Source organism: Pseudomonas sp. GL_093, from assembly GCF_057837605.1.
Map to the genome: position 1 here is coordinate 4,300,903 of NZ_CM174448.1, position 18,469 is coordinate 4,319,371.

General features: G+C 57.9%; 13 protein-coding genes and 1 pseudogene. 7 read left to right on the forward strand and 7 right to left on the reverse strand.

Annotated features, from left to right (window positions below):
- Positions 1–144 precede the first annotated feature (144 nt).
- The 4 genes from katG to AC3IUE_RS19765 all read left to right on the forward strand — a co-directional run bounded on the left by katG (position 145) and on the right by AC3IUE_RS19765 (position 7,332).
- Positions 145–2,400, forward strand: a complete 2,256-nt coding sequence (katG, locus tag AC3IUE_RS19750) for a catalase/peroxidase HPI (RefSeq protein ID WP_489263425.1) — start codon at positions 145–147, stop codon at positions 2,398–2,400.
- A gap of 152 nt (positions 2,401–2,552) precedes the next feature.
- The gene (locus AC3IUE_RS19755) at positions 2,553–3,572 is read left to right on the forward strand and encodes an AbrB family transcriptional regulator (protein ID WP_489263426.1); all 1,020 of its coding nucleotides are present in this window, start codon (positions 2,553–2,555) and stop codon (positions 3,570–3,572) included.
- A 272-nt stretch (positions 3,573–3,844) separates the two neighbouring features.
- Complete coding sequence (gene dapF / locus AC3IUE_RS19760) at positions 3,845–4,645, forward strand: diaminopimelate epimerase (RefSeq protein WP_489263427.1); 801 nt, start codon at positions 3,845–3,847, stop codon at positions 4,643–4,645.
- Positions 4,646–4,788: 143 nt separating this feature from the next.
- Positions 4,789–7,332 carry an immunoglobulin-like domain-containing protein gene (locus AC3IUE_RS19765; RefSeq protein WP_489263428.1) on the forward strand — a complete coding sequence of 848 codons (2,544 nt, stop codon included), beginning with the start codon at positions 4,789–4,791 and terminating at the stop codon, positions 7,330–7,332.
- Between the two features lie 472 nt (positions 7,333–7,804).
- Here AC3IUE_RS19765 and AC3IUE_RS19770 read toward each other — a convergent pair.
- A protein-coding gene (locus AC3IUE_RS19770) for an IS3 family transposase (protein ID WP_185752810.1) occupies positions 7,805–9,333 on the reverse strand; the annotation gives its coding sequence in 2 pieces (ribosomal slippage) (positions 7,805–8,892 and positions 8,892–9,333; 1,530 coding nt in all).
- Positions 9,334–9,400: 67 nt separating this feature from the next.
- Between AC3IUE_RS19770 and AC3IUE_RS19775 the strand changes: the two genes are divergently transcribed.
- The gene (locus AC3IUE_RS19775) at positions 9,401–9,631 is read left to right on the forward strand and encodes a hypothetical protein (RefSeq protein ID WP_489268890.1); all 231 of its coding nucleotides are present in this window, start codon (positions 9,401–9,403) and stop codon (positions 9,629–9,631) included.
- Between the two features lie 113 nt (positions 9,632–9,744).
- Here AC3IUE_RS19775 and mqo read toward each other — a convergent pair whose 3' ends face one another.
- On the reverse strand, positions 9,745–11,388 hold the full coding sequence (gene mqo, locus AC3IUE_RS19780; RefSeq protein WP_489263429.1) for a malate dehydrogenase (quinone): 1,644 nt from the start codon (positions 11,386–11,388) through the stop codon (positions 9,745–9,747).
- A gap of 377 nt (positions 11,389–11,765) precedes the next feature.
- Here mqo and ilvD point away from each other — a divergent pair, with 377 nt between their 5' ends.
- Entirely contained in the window at positions 11,766–13,448 is a 1,683-nt protein-coding gene (gene ilvD / locus AC3IUE_RS19785; RefSeq protein WP_489263430.1) for a dihydroxy-acid dehydratase, read from the forward strand.
- Between the two features lie 225 nt (positions 13,449–13,673).
- Here ilvD and AC3IUE_RS19790 read toward each other — a convergent pair whose 3' ends face one another.
- From AC3IUE_RS19790 to AC3IUE_RS19810, 5 genes and pseudogenes are all read right to left on the reverse strand, one after another.
- A complete protein-coding gene (locus AC3IUE_RS19790) occupies positions 13,674–14,537 on the reverse strand; it encodes a methyl-accepting chemotaxis protein (RefSeq protein ID WP_489268892.1) in 864 nt (287 codons plus the stop codon).
- A pseudogene (locus AC3IUE_RS19795) lies at positions 14,532–15,287 on the reverse strand (MCP four helix bundle domain-containing protein); the annotation flags it as partial. The gene AC3IUE_RS19790 and the pseudogene AC3IUE_RS19795, both read right to left, overlap by 6 nt.
- A 164-nt stretch (positions 15,288–15,451) precedes the next feature.
- A complete protein-coding gene (locus tag AC3IUE_RS19800) occupies positions 15,452–16,399 on the reverse strand; it encodes a phosphatidate cytidylyltransferase (protein WP_489263431.1) in 948 nt (315 codons plus the stop codon).
- The gene (locus tag AC3IUE_RS19805) at positions 16,396–16,995 is read right to left on the reverse strand and encodes a lysophospholipid acyltransferase family protein (RefSeq protein WP_150657299.1); all 600 of its coding nucleotides are present in this window, start codon (positions 16,993–16,995) and stop codon (positions 16,396–16,398) included. Before AC3IUE_RS19805 ends, AC3IUE_RS19800 begins: the two co-directional genes overlap by 4 nt.
- Positions 16,982–17,614 (reverse strand): CDP-alcohol phosphatidyltransferase family protein, encoded by a 633-nt coding sequence (locus AC3IUE_RS19810; RefSeq protein WP_489263432.1) that lies wholly within the window; start codon positions 17,612–17,614, stop codon positions 16,982–16,984. The genes AC3IUE_RS19805 and AC3IUE_RS19810 overlap by 14 nt, the downstream gene beginning before the upstream one ends.
- Before the next feature lie 277 nt (positions 17,615–17,891).
- Here AC3IUE_RS19810 and AC3IUE_RS19815 point away from each other — a divergent pair, with 277 nt between their 5' ends.
- Complete coding sequence (locus AC3IUE_RS19815; RefSeq protein ID WP_134418515.1) at positions 17,892–18,323, forward strand: nuclear transport factor 2 family protein; 432 nt, start codon at positions 17,892–17,894, stop codon at positions 18,321–18,323.
- The last annotated feature ends 146 nt before the right edge of the window (positions 18,324–18,469 follow it).

The following is an 18,469-nucleotide window of genomic DNA, read 5'->3' on the forward strand; positions in this document are numbered from 1 at the left end:
GCTGTTCAGAATTCCCCTGTGATCAAAACAATCAGTTGATCAAACTGCTGGCCCTGCAGCCTGTGTCATTGGTTTCGCCCGTTGCTATTTAACGCCCGCGTTGGGCCGGATAGCCGGATGAATACGACCAAAGGTAGCTCACACATGGCAAACGAATCGAAATGCCCGTTCATTAGCGCCGCTGGCGGTGGCACGACAAACCGCGACTGGTGGCCGAACCAACTGAATCTGAAGATCCTCCATCAGCACTCGTCCCTGTCCGACCCCATGGACGAGGACTTCAACTACGCCGAAGCATTCAAAAGCCTGGACTTTGAAGCGGTCAAAAGAGACCTGACTGCGTTGATGACCGATTCCCAGGACTGGTGGCCGGCGGACTTCGGTCACTACGGGCCACTCTTCATTCGCATGGCCTGGCACGCCGCCGGTACGTACCGCACCGGTGACGGTCGTGGTGGCGCCGGTTCCGGTCAGCAACGCTTCGCGCCGCTCAACAGTTGGCCGGACAACGTCAGCCTCGACAAGGCGCGCCGGCTGCTCTGGCCGATCAAGCAAAAGTACGGCCGTAAAATTTCCTGGGCCGATCTGATCGTCCTCACCGGCAACGTCGCGCTGGAGTCCATGGGCTTCAAGACCTTCGGCTTTTCCGGCGGTCGTCCGGACGTTTGGGAGCCGGATGAGGACGTCTACTGGGGCTCGGAAAACAAGTGGCTGGGCGGCGACACCCGCTACGGCAAAAAAAACGAGCCCATGCAAGAGCCCGGCGAAGGCCCACTCGTTGCTGAGCCGGGGGAAAATGAGGAGAGCCGCACCGACCAGGGGCGGTTCCTGGAGAACCCGCTCGCCGCCGTGCAAATGGGCCTGATCTACGTCAACCCGGAAGGCCCGGAAGGTAACCCCGACCCGGTCGCGGCCGGGATAGACATCCGCGAAACCTTCGCGCGCATGGCGATGAATGACGAAGAAACCGTGGCACTGATCGCCGGCGGCCACGCCTTCGGCAAGACCCACGGCGCAGGACCTGCCGACAATGTCGGCGCCGAGCCCGAAGCCGCTGGCCTCGAAGCCCAAGGCTTTGGCTGGAAGAACAGCTTCGGCACCGGCAAGGGCGCGGACACTATCACCAGCGGCCTGGAAGTGACCTGGACCACAACACCCACGAAATGGAGCAACAACTACCTGGAAAACTTGTTCGGCTTCGAGTGGGAACTGAGCAAAAGCCCGGCCGGTGCGAACCAGTGGATCCCGAAAAACAACGCCGGCGCCGGCATCATTCCGGATGCTCACGACCCGTCCAAACGTCGTAATCCGACCATGCTGACCACCGACCTGTCGCTGCGATTCGACCCGATCTATGAACCGATTTCGCGGCGCTTCCTGGCCAATCCAGACCAGTTGGCCGACGCGTTCGCCCGCGCCTGGTTCAAGCTGATCCACCGCGACATGGGTCCCCTCTCCCGCTACCTCGGCCCGGAAATGCCGAGCGAAGTGTTGCTGTGGCAAGACCCGATTCCTGCGGTTGACCATGCCCTGGTCAACGACAGTGACGTCGCCGCACTCAAGAGCAAACTCCTGGCCTCGGGCCTGACCGTCTCGCAGCTTGTATCTACGGCTTGGGCGGCGGCTTCGACCTTCCGTGGCTCCGACAAACGCGGCGGCGCCAACGGTGGGCGTTTGCGTCTGGCCCCGCAGAAGTTCTGGCAGGCCAACCAGCCTGAGCAACTGGCGAACGTGCTGGCGAAACTCGAGGGTATCCAAAGCGAGTTCAACAACAGCGGCAAGAAGATCTCGCTGGCGGACCTGATCGTGCTGGCCGGTAACGCCGGCGTCGAACAGGCGGCGAAAAATGCCGGCCAAACCGTGACAGTGCCGTTCACACCAGGACGGATGGACGCCTCCCAAGAGCAAACGGACGTGGAGTCTTTCGGCTTCCTCGAACCCATCGCCGATGGCTTCCGCAACTACCTCAAAGGCAGATACCGCGTCCCGGCCGAGCAGCTGTTGATCGACAAGGCGCAACTGCTGACACTCACCGCGCCAGAAATGACCGCGCTCATTGGCGGCATGCGTGTGCTGAACACCAACGTCGGGCAAACCAAACACGGAGTGTTCACCAAGCAGCCGGAAGCGTTGACCAACGACTTCTTCAAAAACCTGCTGGACATGGGCGTGGAATGGAAACCGCTGTCGGGGGCTAATGAGGAGTTTGAAGGGCGCGATCGCAAAACCGGCGAAGTGAAGTGGACCGGCACTCGCGTCGATCTGGTCTTCGGCTCAAATGCACAGCTGCGTGCGTTGGCGGAAGTCTATGCAACCGCTGATGCGCAGGAGAAGTTCGTCAAAGACTTCGTAGCCGCCTGGGCCAAAGTGATGGACCTGGATCGCTTCGACGTTAAGTAACACGAGCGTTATCGCTGAAACTGCAACGCCTCCCACTGTGGAGGCGTTGTGCTTTTTGTCACTTGACGCTTCACGCCGTTAGATGGGAAAACGTGCGTGGCCCGGATGCAAGTGTTGGGTTCATAAAAGAATCAAGGAAGACTCATCCAACCATGAAAACCCTATTGTGTTTGCTGATCGCCACCGGCGTCGGCACCGCGTTGCAGTACGCCGGTGTCCCCCATGGCCTGTTGCTGGGTTCGATACTCGCCACCGCGTTGATCGCCAGCAACTTGCGTTTTTCTCCTGCGCTGCCCTTCAGCCTTGTCTACGTGCAAATCGTATTGGGGATCGCGACCGGCCTGATGTTCACCTCGTGGAACAGCCAAACGGCGGCCGCCATGTTGCCCAGCCTGGGCTTCATGCTGCTGGGCCTGACGGTCCAGAGCGCCGTGGCCGGTGTGTGGCTGCTCAAGGTCTCGGGATGGAACCCGAAGGACTCCCTGTTAGCCGTGTATCCGGGCGCACTCGCCGCCGTGTTCGATTTGCTCGAGTCCGAGCGCGCGTCCGGCAAAGTGATCGTCGTGCACCTGGTGCGACTGCTGTCGATCACCGTGCTGGTCAGCTTCTGCATTCCCGGACACACCGACGTGGCGCTTGCCGAAAGCAGCCCGCTGCTCATGAGTACCGCGCTGACCCTGCTGTCGCTGATCGCCTTGTGCCTGTTGCTCGGCCGCTTGCTGTTGCGCGTCGGCGTTCCGGCGCCGTTCATGCTCACCGCGATCGTCGTCACCGGCGTCTACCTCAAGCTGGGCTATCTCCAGACCTTCCACCTGCCGTCATGGAGTGTCGACACCGCCGTGGTCCTCCTCGGCGTGCTGATTGGCTCGAAATTCAAAGACATCAGCCTCGCAGAACTTGTCCGCCACGGACGGGCCGGGCTGATGGCCGTCGCCTTGATGTTGCTGATCGCAGCGGCGTTTGCCGCAGTGGCCGGACGGGTCCTGGGCAGCGATCCCTTGTCGTTGTGGTTGGCGTACATGCCGGGCGCCATCGAGACCATCGCCCTCGTCGCCTTCAGTGGCGGGCTGAACGTGGTGTTCATCCTGACCCATCATCTGGTGCGAATGGTCGTGCTGCACTTTGCGCCGGCGTTGGTCGTTCAGGCGCGGCGCTGGCGGGAAGATGTTTGATCGCAGAAAGGACTAAGTGGGGGAGATCGTGGCGAGGGCACCAATCAAAATGGTCAACACCAGAAATCCACCCAGGAAAATCGCCATCTTGCCCATTGGGCCTCCTACATTATGAGTTTGCGGTGCAGCGGTTGCCGCGACTGCGGAGCGTGCCGTTATTGTGAGCCGGAGGCTGTGTGCATTACAGATGCAGATAGCGCAGAAAAATACGGATCAGAACACCGAATCGGGGCTAGATCGCCTTTAAACGTCAATTGCGCCAGGATCTATTTATGCCGTTGAGGTTTCATAAAATGCACGCCAATGGCGATGACTTCGTTATTGTCGACTCGCGAAACGCGGCCAATCCAATGACAAGTACCCTGGCTCGGCGAATGGGTGATCGGCACCGAGGAGTCGGATTCAACCAACTCGCGGTGGTGCTCGATTGCGATGATGCCGATGCGCGTTTGATGTTTTGGAATGCAGATGGCTCCACGCTGGATGTTTGTGGCAGCGCAACACGGGGCGCTGCGGATAGGCTGATGCGCGAATCAAATACCACTTCGATAGCGCTCCGAACCAACCGTGGCCTACTCACTTGCGAACGAACTTCGACCGGCGCAATTTCCGTCAACATGGGAAAGCCGCTTTTCGGCTGGTCGGATATTCCCCTGGCCCTGGAACTGGACACTGCTGTTTTGCCACTTGCTGGTGACCCAACAGCGTGCAGCATGGGCAATCCGCACTGCACCTATTTTGTGGATGATCTGACGGCCATTGATATAGCGACAATCGGACCGACAATAGAAACCAACCCCCTATTCCCCCTCAGGACGAACGTGCATTTCGTCCAGATCATTAACCGTAAGCACATTCGGTTGCGCATCTGGGAGCGCTGGGGTGGTATTCCGCTCGGCTCAGGTTCCTGCTCTTGTGGCGCCGCTGTTAACGGAATTCGTCGGGGTTTATTAGACAATTCCGTTGAGGTTGAATGTGATGGCGGAACTGTGACGGTTCAATGGGATGGTGTGGGACCTGTCTTTCTTATCGGACCGGTAGAGACAACTTTTTCGGGAATGATCACGATCTGAACCCACCCGCAGCCCCGACCGCTCGTCTGAAAACCCCGTCGACCTGATAGTTTTGACAGTAGCCCGCCGGTCCTTGTCAGGTGTCTGATAGCCCCCATCAGTCTGCTGTCTATGGCGGACTTACAGCGAAGGAGCGGCTTCAGATGAATGATCAATCCAACCCATCCGGCATCATCCCGGTGGATATCCGTGCACTTGATATCACACCACTGGACTTCAGTGCGCTCGACAATTCACTGGCCGACAACACCGTGCTGGCACTGTTTCCACCCAGGATCCCCGCCGCAACAGAACCGGTGGTGGGGGCTCATCTTGGCGTCCCGCTGCGCATTTATGACCTGGAACCCATGGGCCTGGAGGTTCACGTTGATCCACCGCGGGGTCTACTGCCTGGCGACGTCATCACGCTCAACCTAAACGGGCAACCGAACCTTGGCGGCAAGATTATTCAGCCCGGCGAGGAGAATGCGATCAGCACCCTGTATCTGCCGAAGAAGATGCTGCAGCCGGACTTCATCAACCGCCTCACTTACACCGTGACTCGCGGCAGCCAGAACATGGGCACCTCCACGCCGCCGCTGGAGATGCTGTACAACGCCATCCGGCCCGGCAACGTGGACCGTGATCCGGGGGTCGACGGCCACTCCGAGTTGGAGTTAATCCTGCCCGACGACATCAAGAAAGGCGTCCGTCCCGACTTCGTCAGTGCCGACGTGTGCGTGTCCTACCCCTATTGCCGGGCCTACGACCGGATTTGGCTGAACTGCAACGGCTTTCCGGTGTACCACGATGTCACCCCACTCGAAGCCCCGCTGCCGGGCTCGGCGACCCCGGTCACGGTATGTTTCCGCGTCACTCGCGCGGACCTGGAAAGCGCCGGGGACCATGCACAGTTCAAGTTTTCCTACACGGTCACCGACCAGGTGGGTAACAACCCCGACCCTAACTCGCCGTGGTCGGCCACCGAGGTCGTCGACGTGGACCTAGCGGGCAATCGGTTGCCGGAACCGATCCTGCGGGAAATCCAGAACGACCCGACCGACGAGCCGAACACCATCGACCTGGAAAAACTGGGCGGCAATCCGCTGCTGGTGATCGTCCTCACCAGTGATCCCCGTTTTCAGGTGGGCGACAACATCAGCGGGACCTACATCGCCACATTGCCCGGGCAAGCGGATGTGGTAGTGCCGGTGGTCGGTAGCGTCGAGGCTGACGAGTTTGGGCAGAAAAAGCCCTGCATCCTGCAGGTGGCTAACGACAAGGTGCTGGCCAACAGCGTGGTGCGGGTCAGCTATCAACTGATCAGAGGCGGCGTGACACTCGCCACGTCCCGGATCGCCACGGCGCGGGTGATTGGCGAGGGGCTGCCGAACCTGCAAGCACCGCGCTTGATTAAATCCGTCAACGGGGAGCTCGACCCGCTGGACCCGGCCAATCTGCAAGGTGCCAACGGTCAAGTGGCAGTGCCGGGGTTTCGTCCGGGCGACACCGTGCAGCTCATCGTCAAGGGCGCCCCCGGTGCTGGCTCGCCGACCTTCGCGGCCAAGCCACTCAACGCCAACAGCCGCGCCAACTTTGCGCTGAGCAAGGCCTTTATCGCGGCGAATATGGGTAAGCCGCCGATTGAACTGAGTTTTATGCTGATTCGCGGCGGCAAGTCATTCCCGTCGCCGGTCTTGACAGCGTCCGTCGGCACGATCCCGGATAACCATCCGAGTCTGCCGACGCCAGCAATGGATGGCGCGATTGGCAACGAACTGGACGTGACCAAGATGCAGGCCAGCGATCAGCTACGGGTGGGTGAATGGCCGCAGCAAGTGGCGGACCAACCCGTTTGGGTGCTCTATAAAGGGACCGATGCCAACGGCACAGTGGTGACTTACGAGGACCGCAAAGGTGAGCCGCACACCACGCTGCCGGGCCTGAACCGGCCTGCACCAATTGAGTGGTTGAAGACCCTCAAGGATGGCAGTGTGCTGACCATCAGCTTCAGGGTGAACTATGACGGGGCTGCCAATACAACGACGGCGGTGAGATTTCCGGTGCGGACTTATACAGTGGCAGCGGTCACGGAGTTCATTGTAGACACAACACCCGTCTTGTTGAGCGGGCTCAATATTACGGCCGAGCCTGATTTGAATTGGGTGCTGACTGGTCAGCACCCCACCGGAACGACCCAGCAAAGTAGGGCGTCAGGAGGCTCTTCACCCTACACCTACATCTCATTACATCCCAACATAGCCACTGTTACCGATCAGGGGTTGATTACCAGTCATCGGAACGGAACGACCACAGTAGTAGTAAGGGATAGTGGTGGGCAAGAAAAGAGCATACCCGTAGAGTGCCGGAACAATTTCATCGCTCGTGGTACACGCACTAATGCATACAACGTTACTTATGGCGTAGCCGTTGCACAGATGCGTGCCGCAGGCGGGCGTCCCTTAGATACACCAGAGATGTTATTAGTTCTACACACCAAATACTCCATCGGTACTGGTGGATATGGATATATGCGATGGACAGGTTCGCCCGAATATCGCAACCATACTACTCGTTTTGTTGCCCCTACCATTTTTGATAGTAACGGCGGTAGGGGGTTCTTTGATGTTCAATTTTGGTTTTCCGATAGCAACCCGCCAGAATGGCGGGCACATGCTGGCGGGGTGTTATTCATGATCCCCACGTGAAGGCCAGTGGCTAACAGGGTTAAGGGGAAACCTGGGACCAACCACGATAAACCAGCCCTTGAAAGTGACTATCAGAGCCTGGTTTATCGTTACTAAATCCTGTCCCGTAGGAGCAGCCTTTGGCAGCTCCGCCAGCGCATTGCACATTTTCAGCGCCGAGCAATCGACGTGAAACGGTCCCACTAACTCCGCTTCATAGAAATCAAAGGGGACACCCATTTTTTCTCCTGATTTTTCTCCCAAAAAAATTCGTCATCGTGTAACCCGTGAAAAACCTTTCCCCCTTGCCGCTTGTCAGCTCCTCAGCACCTTCCCCTTCCCGGTTTTTCCAACGCTGTACACCCCCTCAAATGGCAGACCTAAATGATGAACAGGACAATTGCTGCTCTCACGATCGCGGGCCTGTTCGCCTGCTCGCTTTTCGCACTTGCCGGTACGTGTCAAGGTACCTGTCGCCTTGCTCCTACAGTTGTTAGCCCGTTGCGCCCCTAATTTCAGGGCGTTCCGGGTTTAAATACACCGCATCTGCGAGCTTCCAGTTCCGTGTCCGAGTACTCCAGCGGCTCGGATTAGCTTCCCTCGCATCTTCATACAGCGCTGCTCTAGCTTTTAATAAAGCTGTAGCTTTGCCTTCGTGGCGTTCGTTTGGTGTCACGTATTTCAAAGCACTGTGGCGGTGATCTTCGTTGTACCACTCGATAAATTTCTGTACCCAAAGCCTTGCTTCCGTGACCGTATCAAATGGTTGATCCGGCCAGAGTGGGCAGTACTTTGCGGTGCGAAAAAGTGCCTCGGCATAGGCGTTATCATTGCTCACCCTTGGCCGGCTAAAAGAGGGTTCGACGCCCAGGGCGATCATGCTTTCACGTAACAAAGAGCCTCTCATAACGTGGCCGTTATCCGAGTGCAGCACCAACGGACGACCTGCTGTGTGTTCACGTAAGCATCCTTTTCTGAGCAGCTCACACGCGTGTTCAGCGCATTCAACCTCATGCACTTCATTGGCAACCAGCTTGCGGCTGAAGACATCCTTGACCATGTACCAGTAGAAAAAACGACCTTTGACAGTGCTGGGCAGCCAAGTGATATCCCAACACCACACTTGATTGGGAGCGTCAGCGCGATGCGTCGTCAGCACCCTGCGTTTTGGGGCTTTGGTACGGCCACGACGCACGTTTTGATTGGCGGCTTTTAACACACGATAAAACGTCGACTCCGAAGCCAGATAGATGCCTTTATCAGCCAGCTTAGGAACGATTTGGTGCGGGGTGAGGCTGGCGTAGCCAGCCTGATTGGCAGCATCAAGAACCGCTTGGCGCTCTGCCTCACTGAGCTTGTTCGTCGGCATTGCCCGCTGAGCCAGCAGTCGCCCATCACAGTCAGCGTGTCGCCAGCGTTGAACTGTTCGCAGGCTCAGCCCCAGCTCATTACAGGCTCGATATCGACGAGCACCATTCAGCACCGCGTCTGCAATCAACTTCATGGCGTGCGTACGATCAGAGGCGTTGATCAGTCTTCCTTGTCCTTGCCCCAGATCGCATTGGCTTTTTTTCTGAGCTCCAGCAAGGCCACCGCCTCCGCACGACCGGCATCAGACTGGATCAGTTGACGCTCAAGTACTTTGATGCGCCGTTCCTCAGCTGTCTTGGAGGTTCGAGAGTTGAGATCAACAACCGGATTGGCGTTTTGGCAAGCCACTCGCCACTGTTGGATTTGCTCAGGGTAAATGCCCTTGATTCGGCAGTACTGAGAGATCTCCACCTCGCTCAATGGCGCGGTTTCCATGACCGCATTGAATTTATCGGCGCTTGACCATTGATCACTGGTCTTGCCGTTTCCCGGAACGATCAAGCCCTTATCTCTAGCCATTTGCCTCCAGTTTCGCAGTGACTGTGGCGTGAGATTGAGCGCAACGGCAAGTTCTGCCACTGATCGATTGAGGGGCGGCATCATTTGCAGAACGACCCAGTCTTTGAAGTCGCTTTCGTATCGCTTGCCCATTTTGGACATTGTTATGCACCTTCGCCCTCTTGAATGATTGAGTCAATCAACAAGGGCGACAGGTAGCCTGACACGGAGGGTTGCTGCCGAAAAGGTGACTGAAGACTCTGCTGTGCCACCGGCCGCACTTCCCGGCATCAACCAGGCTCAGGGCTCTGAATCCAAGGAGGACAAGGCCGACAAAAAAGGTGAGGAAGCGGCGGGTTCAAACTCCGGTGCCGACTCGGAAGCGACGGACAAAGATGCGGCCACCTCTAGCGGTTCGAAGGACGTTGAGAAAAAACCAATGCAGGAGTGAGAGCGGTCCGCCCGCTTCGGCCTTAGTGTTGCGTAACCTGCAAGAACTGAATTGCGCCCACAAAAAAGCCCACTGACCGTCACGGTTCAGTGGGCTTTTGATTAGGCCTCTAGTTACAGAGCCATATCAGTCGCAGCATTAGCCTTCGGCGCCTTGGCCGGAGCAGCCGGAGCAGCCGGAGCTACCATCTGACCAATCGCCGGCGGCGGAGTCAGCTGCAACACCTTGGCGGTGTAAGCCCACTCCTCAGCAACCTTCTCAGGACTGCCATTCAACTGAGTGCCATAGCTAGGCACGATCTGGTGCAGCTTTTCCTGCCAGGCTGGCGAAGCAACCTTGTCCTTGAACACTTTCTGCAGCACGGTCAGCATGATCGGTGCAGCAGTCGATGCACCCGGCGAAGCGCCCAGCAAACCTGCAATGGTGCCGTCTTGCGAGGCAACAATCTCAGTACCCAACTTCAGCACGCCACCAGCGGCTTCATCACGCTTGATGATCTGCACGCGTTGGCCGGCTTGCCACAGGCGCCAGTCTTCGGCTTTGGCGTTCGGGAAGTATTCTTTCAGGGCGTTGAGGCGGTCTTCGTCAGACAGCATCAGTTGGCCAGCCAGGTACTCGACCAGCGGGTATTCCTTGATGCCGACTTTGGTCATTGGCCACACGTTGTGCGTGGTGGTGGTGGTCAGCAGGTCCAGGTACGAGCCTTCTTTCAGGAACTTGGTACTGAAGGTCGCGAATGGGCCAAACAGGATGACGCGCTTGCCGTCCAGGACACGGGTGTCCAAGTGCGGAACCGACATTGGCGGTGCGCCAACGGAGGCTTTGCCGTAGGCCTTGGCCAGGTGTTGCTCGGCGATGGTCGGGTTTTCGGTGACGAGGAACGAGCCGCCTACCGGGAAGCCTGCGTATTCCTTGGCTTCAGGAATGCCGGACTTCTGCAGCAGGTGCAGTGCACCGCCGCCCGCGCCGATGAAGACGAACTTGGCGTCGGTTTCGGTTTTGGTGCCGTCTTTCAGGTTTTTGTAGCTGACGCGCCAGCTGCCGTCTTCGTTCTTGGTGATGTCTTGCACTTCGCTAGACAGTTTCAAGTCGAACTTTGGCGTGGTTTGCAGGTGCGCAACGAACTGGCGGGTGATCTCGCCAAAGTTCATGTCGGTACCGATCGGGCTCCAGGTGGCCGCGACTTTCTGGTTCGGGTCACGCCCTTCCATCATCAGCGGAACCCACTTCTTGATCACAGCCGGGTCTTCGGAGTACTGCATGCCGGCGAACAGCGGGCTCGCTTGCAGGGCTTCGTAGCGCTTTTTCAGGAACTTGATGTTGTCATCGCCCCACACAAAGCTCATGTGTGGCGTGGAGTTGATGAACGAACGCGGGTTCTTCAGCACGCCTTGCTGAACCTGCCAGGCCCAGAACTGACGGGAGATCTGGAAGGCTTCGTTGATTTCAACGGCTTTCGTGATCTGAACGTTGCCTTTATCGTCTTCCGGGGTGTAGTTCAACTCGGCCAGGGCGGAGTGACCGGTACCGGCGTTGTTCCAGCCGTTGGAGCTTTCCAGGGCGACGCCGTCGAGGCGCTCGACCATTTCCATCGACATACCCGGTTCCAGCTCGTTGAGCCAAACACCGAGGGTCGCGCTCATGATGCCGCCGCCAATCAGCAGCACATCGACTTTCTTTGCCTCTTCCGCTTGCGCGGACGCGATCCCCATCGACAAAGCCAGCCCCAGCAGGGCCGTGTTCATTTTTTTAAACATGTGTAGCACCTATGATAAAACGCCATCCGCCCTTCCATCCCCACGCTTGAGGCCCCTTGTTCACGGCATGCAGGCAGCAGGCTGTGGGTTGCGCACGCATAAGGATTGGAGGGTGGGCACACAAGGCCGACGTGTCTCCATCGACCTCAGTTTATATGTCCCTACTGAACTGACTTTTTATCATTATTGGCTTCAGCTACTTGAGCGACAGTGATTCTGTTGGCGCGTCTCAAGGACGCGCAAACTGAATAGGTCAAAGCAAGTTGGGGCGAAGAATATCACGACACGGCAAACCCGCGCGTCTGTTCCCGACTTGATAGTCCGCCTCGGCCACTATACTCATCGTGCTTTTCTCGATGAGCCGGTGAGGAGATGTCATGAGCGACAAAGTTGATCTGCGCAAATATTCCTCCCAAGTGGTCGACGGCGTGGAGCGCGCGCCGGGACGATCCATGCTGCGCGCAGTGGGTTTCACGGACGAGGACTTCAAGAAACCGCAGATTGGCATCGCCTCCACCTGGGCGATGGTCACGCCCTGCAACATGCACATCGACAAGCTGGCGATTGAAGCCGAAAAAGGCGCGAATGCCGCCGGCGCCAAGGGCGTCATTTTCAACACGATCACCATTTCCGACGGCATCGCCAACGGCACCGAAGGCATGAAGTATTCGCTGGTGTCGCGGGAAGTGATCGCCGATTCCATTGAAGTGGTGGCCGGCTGCGAAGGCTTCGACGGTCTGGTGACCGTGGGCGGTTGTGACAAGAACATGCCGGGCTGCCTGATCGGCATGGCGCGACTGAACCGCCCTTCCATCTTCGTCTATGGCGGCACCATCCGGCCGGGCGCCGGCCACACCGATATCATTTCCGTATTCGAGGCCGTGGGTCAGCACGCACGGGGTGATATCAGCGAGATTCAGGTCAAACAAATCGAGGAAGTGGCGATTCCCGGCCCTGGCTCCTGCGGCGGCATGTACACGGCCAACACCATGGCTTCTGCGATTGAGGCGCTGGGCATGAGCCTGCCCGGTTCCAGCTCTCAAGAGGCCGTCGGCAGCGACAAGGCGTCGGACAGTTTCCGCGCCGGTCAGCAGGTCATGGAGTTGCTCAAGCTGGACATCAAACCGCGCGACATCATGACTCGCAAGGCCTTTGAAAATGCGATTCGGGTGGTGATCGCCCTCGCCGGCTCGACCAATGCCGTGCTGCATCTTCTGGCCATGGCGCATGCCGTGGATGTCGAGCTGACGCTGGATGATTTTGTCGAGCTGGGCAAGGTGTCCCCGGTAGTGGCCGACCTGCGCCCCAGCGGTCAATACATGATGAGTGAACTGGTCGCTATCGGAGGCATTCAGCCGCTGATGAAGCGCATGCTCGCCGCCGGGATGCTGCATGGCGATGCGCTGACGGTCACCGGCAAAACCCTGGCCGAAAACCTGGAAAACGTGCCCGACTATCCCGAAGGTCAGGACGTGATCCTGCCCTTCGACCAACCGATCAAAAAGGACTCGCATCTGGTGGTGCTGCGCGGCAACCTTTCGCCCACCGGGGCCGTGGCCAAGATCACCGGCAAGGAAGGCTTGCGCTTTGAAGGCACGGCTCGTGTGTATCACGGCGAGGAAGGCGCGTTGGCCGGCATCCTCAACGGCGAAGTCAAAGCCGGCGATGTGATCGTGATTCGCTATGAAGGCCCAAAAGGTGGCCCGGGCATGCGCGAAATGCTTTCGCCGACGTCGGCGGTCATGGGCAAGGGGCTGGGCAAGGACGTTGCGCTGATCACCGACGGCCGCTTCTCCGGCGGTTCACACGGGTTTGTGGTGGGCCATATCACGCCCGAAGCCTTTGATGGCGGGCCGATTGCGCTGATTGAAGACGGCGACAAGATCACCATCGACGCCGAAACACGCCAGATTACGGTCGATGTCTCCGACGCCGAACTGGCCGAGCGCAAGACCCGCTGGGTGCGCCCGGAATCCAAGTACAAACGCGGGGTGTTGGCCAAATACGCGAAGACCGTGTCCAGCGCCTCGGAAGGCGCGGTGACGGATAAGTACCTCTAGGCGTTTCATGCGCGAGCTTGCGTCCGGCTCTGTAGCAGTTGTAGCAGTTGTAGCAGCTGTCGAGCTTGCGAGGCTGCGTTCGGCTGCGAAGCAGTCGTAAACCCTGAGTGCGCGGTGAATCTGACACACCGCATTGTCTGACCTTACGACTGCTTCGTCCGAACGCGGCCCGAACCGAACGCTGCCTCGCAAGCTCGACAGCTGCTACAGGGATCGCGTTATGGCTTAGAGTCTGAACCGATCCACCGACTGCGACAGCTTGCCCGCCAAAGTGGACAGCTCATCGGTGGTCGAGGCAGTCCGGCCGATGATTTTGCTGTTGCCTTCGGACATGCCGGCAATCATTTCAACCTGATGGGCGATTTCGTTGCTGGCCAGGCTCTGCTCACCGATGGTGCGGGTGATGTCGTTGACCAGTTGCGTGGTGTTCAACGTGGCGTCGAGGATTTCGCGGATGGCGCGCTCGACGTCGGCGGTCACGGCCATGCCTTTGTCGACCTGAGCCACGCCCGCCTCCATGCTGGTCACTGCCTCGCGGGTGCTTTGCTGGATGCGTGAGACCATCGTGGCAATTTCCTGGGTGGAGGCGCTGGTGCGTCCCGCCAGGCTGCGCACTTCGTCGGCCACCACGGCAAATCCACGCCCTTGCTCACCGGCACGGGCGGCTTCGATCGCGGCGTTGAGCGCCAGCAGGTTGGTTTGATCGGCGATCCCCTTGATCACCTGGATGATGCTGAAAATCCCTTCAGACTCCTTGTCCAGCGTGCGGATCACCTGGGCCGATTGCTGCGACGAACGTGCAATACCGTCCATGTCATTAACCACCTGATGGATCACCCGACCGCCCTCCTTGGCCAGTGCCTCGGCTTGATTGGCCATGTTCAGCGCCCGCTCGGCATGCCGGGTGATTTCCTCAATGCTCGCGGTCATTTCGCTGGCGGCAGCCGCCATGGTGCTGGCGGCTACGCTTTGCTGCTGGCTGCTACCGGCCACTTCATGGCAGCCGCTACTCAATTGTTCACTCATGCCGCTCACGCCGTGGGCGTTGCTGCGCACGACTTCGATCATGCCGCGCAGGTCGCGCTGCATGGTCGCGAGGCTGCGAATCAGGGCGCTCGCTTCGTCGTTGTGAGTGGGCTCGACAATCGGTTCACTCAGGTTGCCATGGGCGATGCTGTCAGCGATGCGGCTGGCGGTCTGCAACGGCCCCATGATGCTCAGCATCACTCCGCGCCCCAGGGCCAGCAGCAATAACAGGCTGGCGATGAGGACGCCGCCAAGGATGAAATTGGCGTTACTGATGACTTTCTGAGTGCCGGCACTGGTCTGTTGGGTGTTGGTTTCGATCAGTTCGCTGAGTGCGGCCAACTGATCTTCCAGCTGGCTGAATACGCTACTGAAACCGCCCAGTTGTTGTTGCGCGGCCTCCGGATTTTCCAGCGCCAGCCCGACGATGCGTTCGGCTGCGCTGATGTAGGTATCGAGGCTGGGCTTGATCTTGTTCAGGGCCCCCTTGATGGTGTCGTTGACCGGCAGCTTGAGGTTTTCACCGAGCATTTCACGAAAATGCGCCGCATGTTCCTCGATGGAACTGCGCACCTCGGCTTTGCTGCTGGTGCTTTTACCCAACCCGACCAGCATCGCGGACAGCACGTCGGCGCGTAACGCGTCGTGCATCATGTCGGCTTCGAGGTGATTGCGCAGCACGGCCATACTGACCTCGTTGTCTTTCACCGCCTCCGCCATCTGGGTGTTTCCCAGGTAGCTGACCAGACTCATGATCAACGCGGTAATCAGCCCGGTGCCAATCAGCAGAATCAAACGTAATTTTATGGACACTCTGTGGATCCTCTCTCAGCACGTTTGTCAGTGGCGTAAAGCCAACTGCGGATTGGTTTGCTGAAAAGGTTATCGACTGGCACGAGTGGTTAATGAAGCGAATGTCCATACGCGCATGTCTTTTACGACATGCGGTATGTTTTTCGGTTTTGAGGGCGCCCGAATCAGGCAGCAGAGAAGAAGTAGCGCGTCAGGTGAAAGAAGATCGGCGCTGCGAAGCAAATCGAGTCCATCCGGTCGAGCATGCCGCCGTGACCTTTGATCATGGTGCCCCAGTCCTTGGCGCTCAGACTGCGTTTGATCGCCGACATGACCAGACCACCGAGGAAGCCCATCACCACGATGACGAACGACATCATCAGTGACTGCCAGAAGCTGAAGGGGGTCATCCAGAACATGCAGCCGCCAATCAGCGTTGCAGACAGGCCGCCACCGACCAGTCCTTCGACGGTTTTTGACGGACTCACCAGCGGCGCTACCTTGTGCTTGCCGAAGAGCTTGCCGAACACGTACTGCAACACGTCACTCAACTGAACGACGAACACCAGATAGAACAGCAGCAGCGCGTTTTGGCCCTTGAATCCCTCCAGATCCAGGAGCAACAGCGCGGGCGCATGGCTGATGCAATAAATGCAGATCATCACGCCCCACTGGATTTTTGCTGTCCTTTCCAGGAAGCCATCAGTGTCCTGACTCAGCACCGCAATCGCCGGTAACAGCAGGAATGAATACACCGGAATCAGCAGCGTGAACATCGAATACCAGTGCGTACCGATCAGAATGTATTGCAGCGGGATCAGGATGAAAAATGCCGAAAACAGGGCGTTATGGTCACCTCGTCGGGTCGGTGTCAGGGTGATGAACTCCCTGAGCGCGAACAGTGAGATAAAACCGAACAGGACGACCGTTGCATTACCACCCAGCAGGTAGGAAACGAAGAAGATGATGACCATCCCCCACCAGGCATTCACGCGCTGATTGAGGTTTTCGATGGTCGAGACAGCGCCTTCCGTTTTGGCCCGCCGGGCCAGCAATCGACCGGCCAGCGAAGCAATCGCCAGCAAGCATGCCAATCCAAAAAAGAACCACAAAAACTTTGCTTCAAGACTCATTTCGACAACCCCACAATGGCGTTACGCGCGCGTTCCAGAAACACCTGTTTATCCTCGCCAGCAATCCTTTCCATCGGATTGCCGATACGGATCGTGCAGATGATCGGCAGAGGGACGTGTTTGCCTTTGGGCATGGAGCGATGAAGGTTTTCCAGGTAGATCGGCACCAGGTCGACATCGGGGAAGGTCTCGGCCAGCCGGAAAAGACCTGATTTGAATTCCCCGGGCAGTGCCTCGGATGAGCGAGTGCCTTCTGGAAAGAAGATGATCGAATGACCCGCCTGCACCACATCGAAAATGGGCTCCAGTGCGTTTTTACCGGGCGCCGGTTTACGGTCAATCAGCACGGCATTCAGGCCTTTCTGGGAGATGTACGACAGAAACCGGTTCTTTCCCCAGTAATCGGCAGCGGCGATCGGCTTCACATTCAACCTCGCCTCGGGCGGCAGGGCCGCAATGATGGCCAAGGTGTCCATGTGACTGGTGTGATTGGCGAAATAGATTCGCTGACGCGAGAGATCCGGCGGACTCTCCCACCTGGCCGTGACGCCAATCAGCAGTCGAAGAACAGAAATCAGCGCATTACTGATCCACATGGTCGGCCCCTTTCAGCTGCTTGGCGATCGCCAGCGTTCGTGTGACGCAGGTGGCGACTGAGCCGATGGCGACGACAGCCAGCGCGATCAACAGTACATAGTGAGTGCCATAAACGTTTGCTTCGATGGCATTCAGCAACAGTCCTGCGGTCATCACGGCCATTCGATGCTGCTTGGCCATAGGGCCCATGAAGGTCTGCTTGAGGCCGATCGAGCCGCCGAACACCCTCACATAAGCCGTCAGTGCAGCGGCCAGGGCAGCGAACCATCCGAGGTCGGATTGCCCAATGGCATACCCCAGCCCGACGATCAGCAGGCTGTCGGCAATCCGGTCCGGGAATTCGTTATAGAGACTGCCGATATCGGACTTCTTGCCGCCCTCTATCGCCACCATCCCATCGAAGAGGTTGCACAGCAGGCGCAACTGAATGCCGATCGCGCAGCAGATCGATCCAATGACGCCGCTATCAATATTGAGCGCCACGACGCCGGCAAACGCGAAGGCGATGCTGGCGACGGATATCTGATTGGGGGAAATGTCTCTTTTCACCAGAATGTCGGTGATGCGTCTTGCCCAGCCCGCAGAGCGCGTCTTGATGGGCCTTCTGTTGTCATCCACTAGCCAATATCCCTATAAATGATGAGTTACTACGTGTTGCATTGTAATGGCGAGTTGCGCCGACTACACCCAGCAATTGCAGTCTTTGCTAACGAACTCTGCTTCCTGGCCAAAAGTTTTCACCTTCATTTTTCGGGACGTCGTTCCGACCTTAAACCTCGAGACAAGCCCTCAACGCCAGTTCGTTTTTTCCTTGGTCTCATGCTAGGTTGTACGATGACCGATAAGTGACATTTTCACTCTCGCTCCGACGACCCACAACAACAAGGAAACACCCATGAAAAAAGTGAAACTGCTGATTGGATTCTTGTGCCTCTTCAGTGGCTACGTAGCCGCCGCCCCTGCTTCCGCGGACAAGGATGTCGCGCAAGCCGTCGATCATCTGACGCAAGCCATGTTGCACAAGAACATTGCCGAACTGAAAGCGCTGACCGCCGAGAACCTGACCTACGGGCATTCCAGCGGGAAGATCCAGGACAAGAAAGCATTCATCGACGATATCGAAACCGGCAAAAGCGCGTTCAAAACCCTGGAGATGCAGAACCAGACCATCACCGTGTCGGGTGACGTAGCGTTGGTCCGCCATCACTTCTCGGCACAAGCGCTGAAGGGCACCGAAGTGGTTCCAACCGAAATCGAGAACTTCCAGATTTGGCAAAAACAGAAAGGCCACTGGTTACTGGTAGGTCGACAAGCGTTCAAGTTCTGATTTTTGCGTAACGAAGGGGACGCCGGTCAGCCAGGCTACGGTGTCCCCTACTCTCCCCTTTTACCTACCGTTGATCCGCGAGTTTGGCCTGGGCCTAATAAAAACATATTTGTATGCTTAAATTGATATTGTCGAACAATCCCATC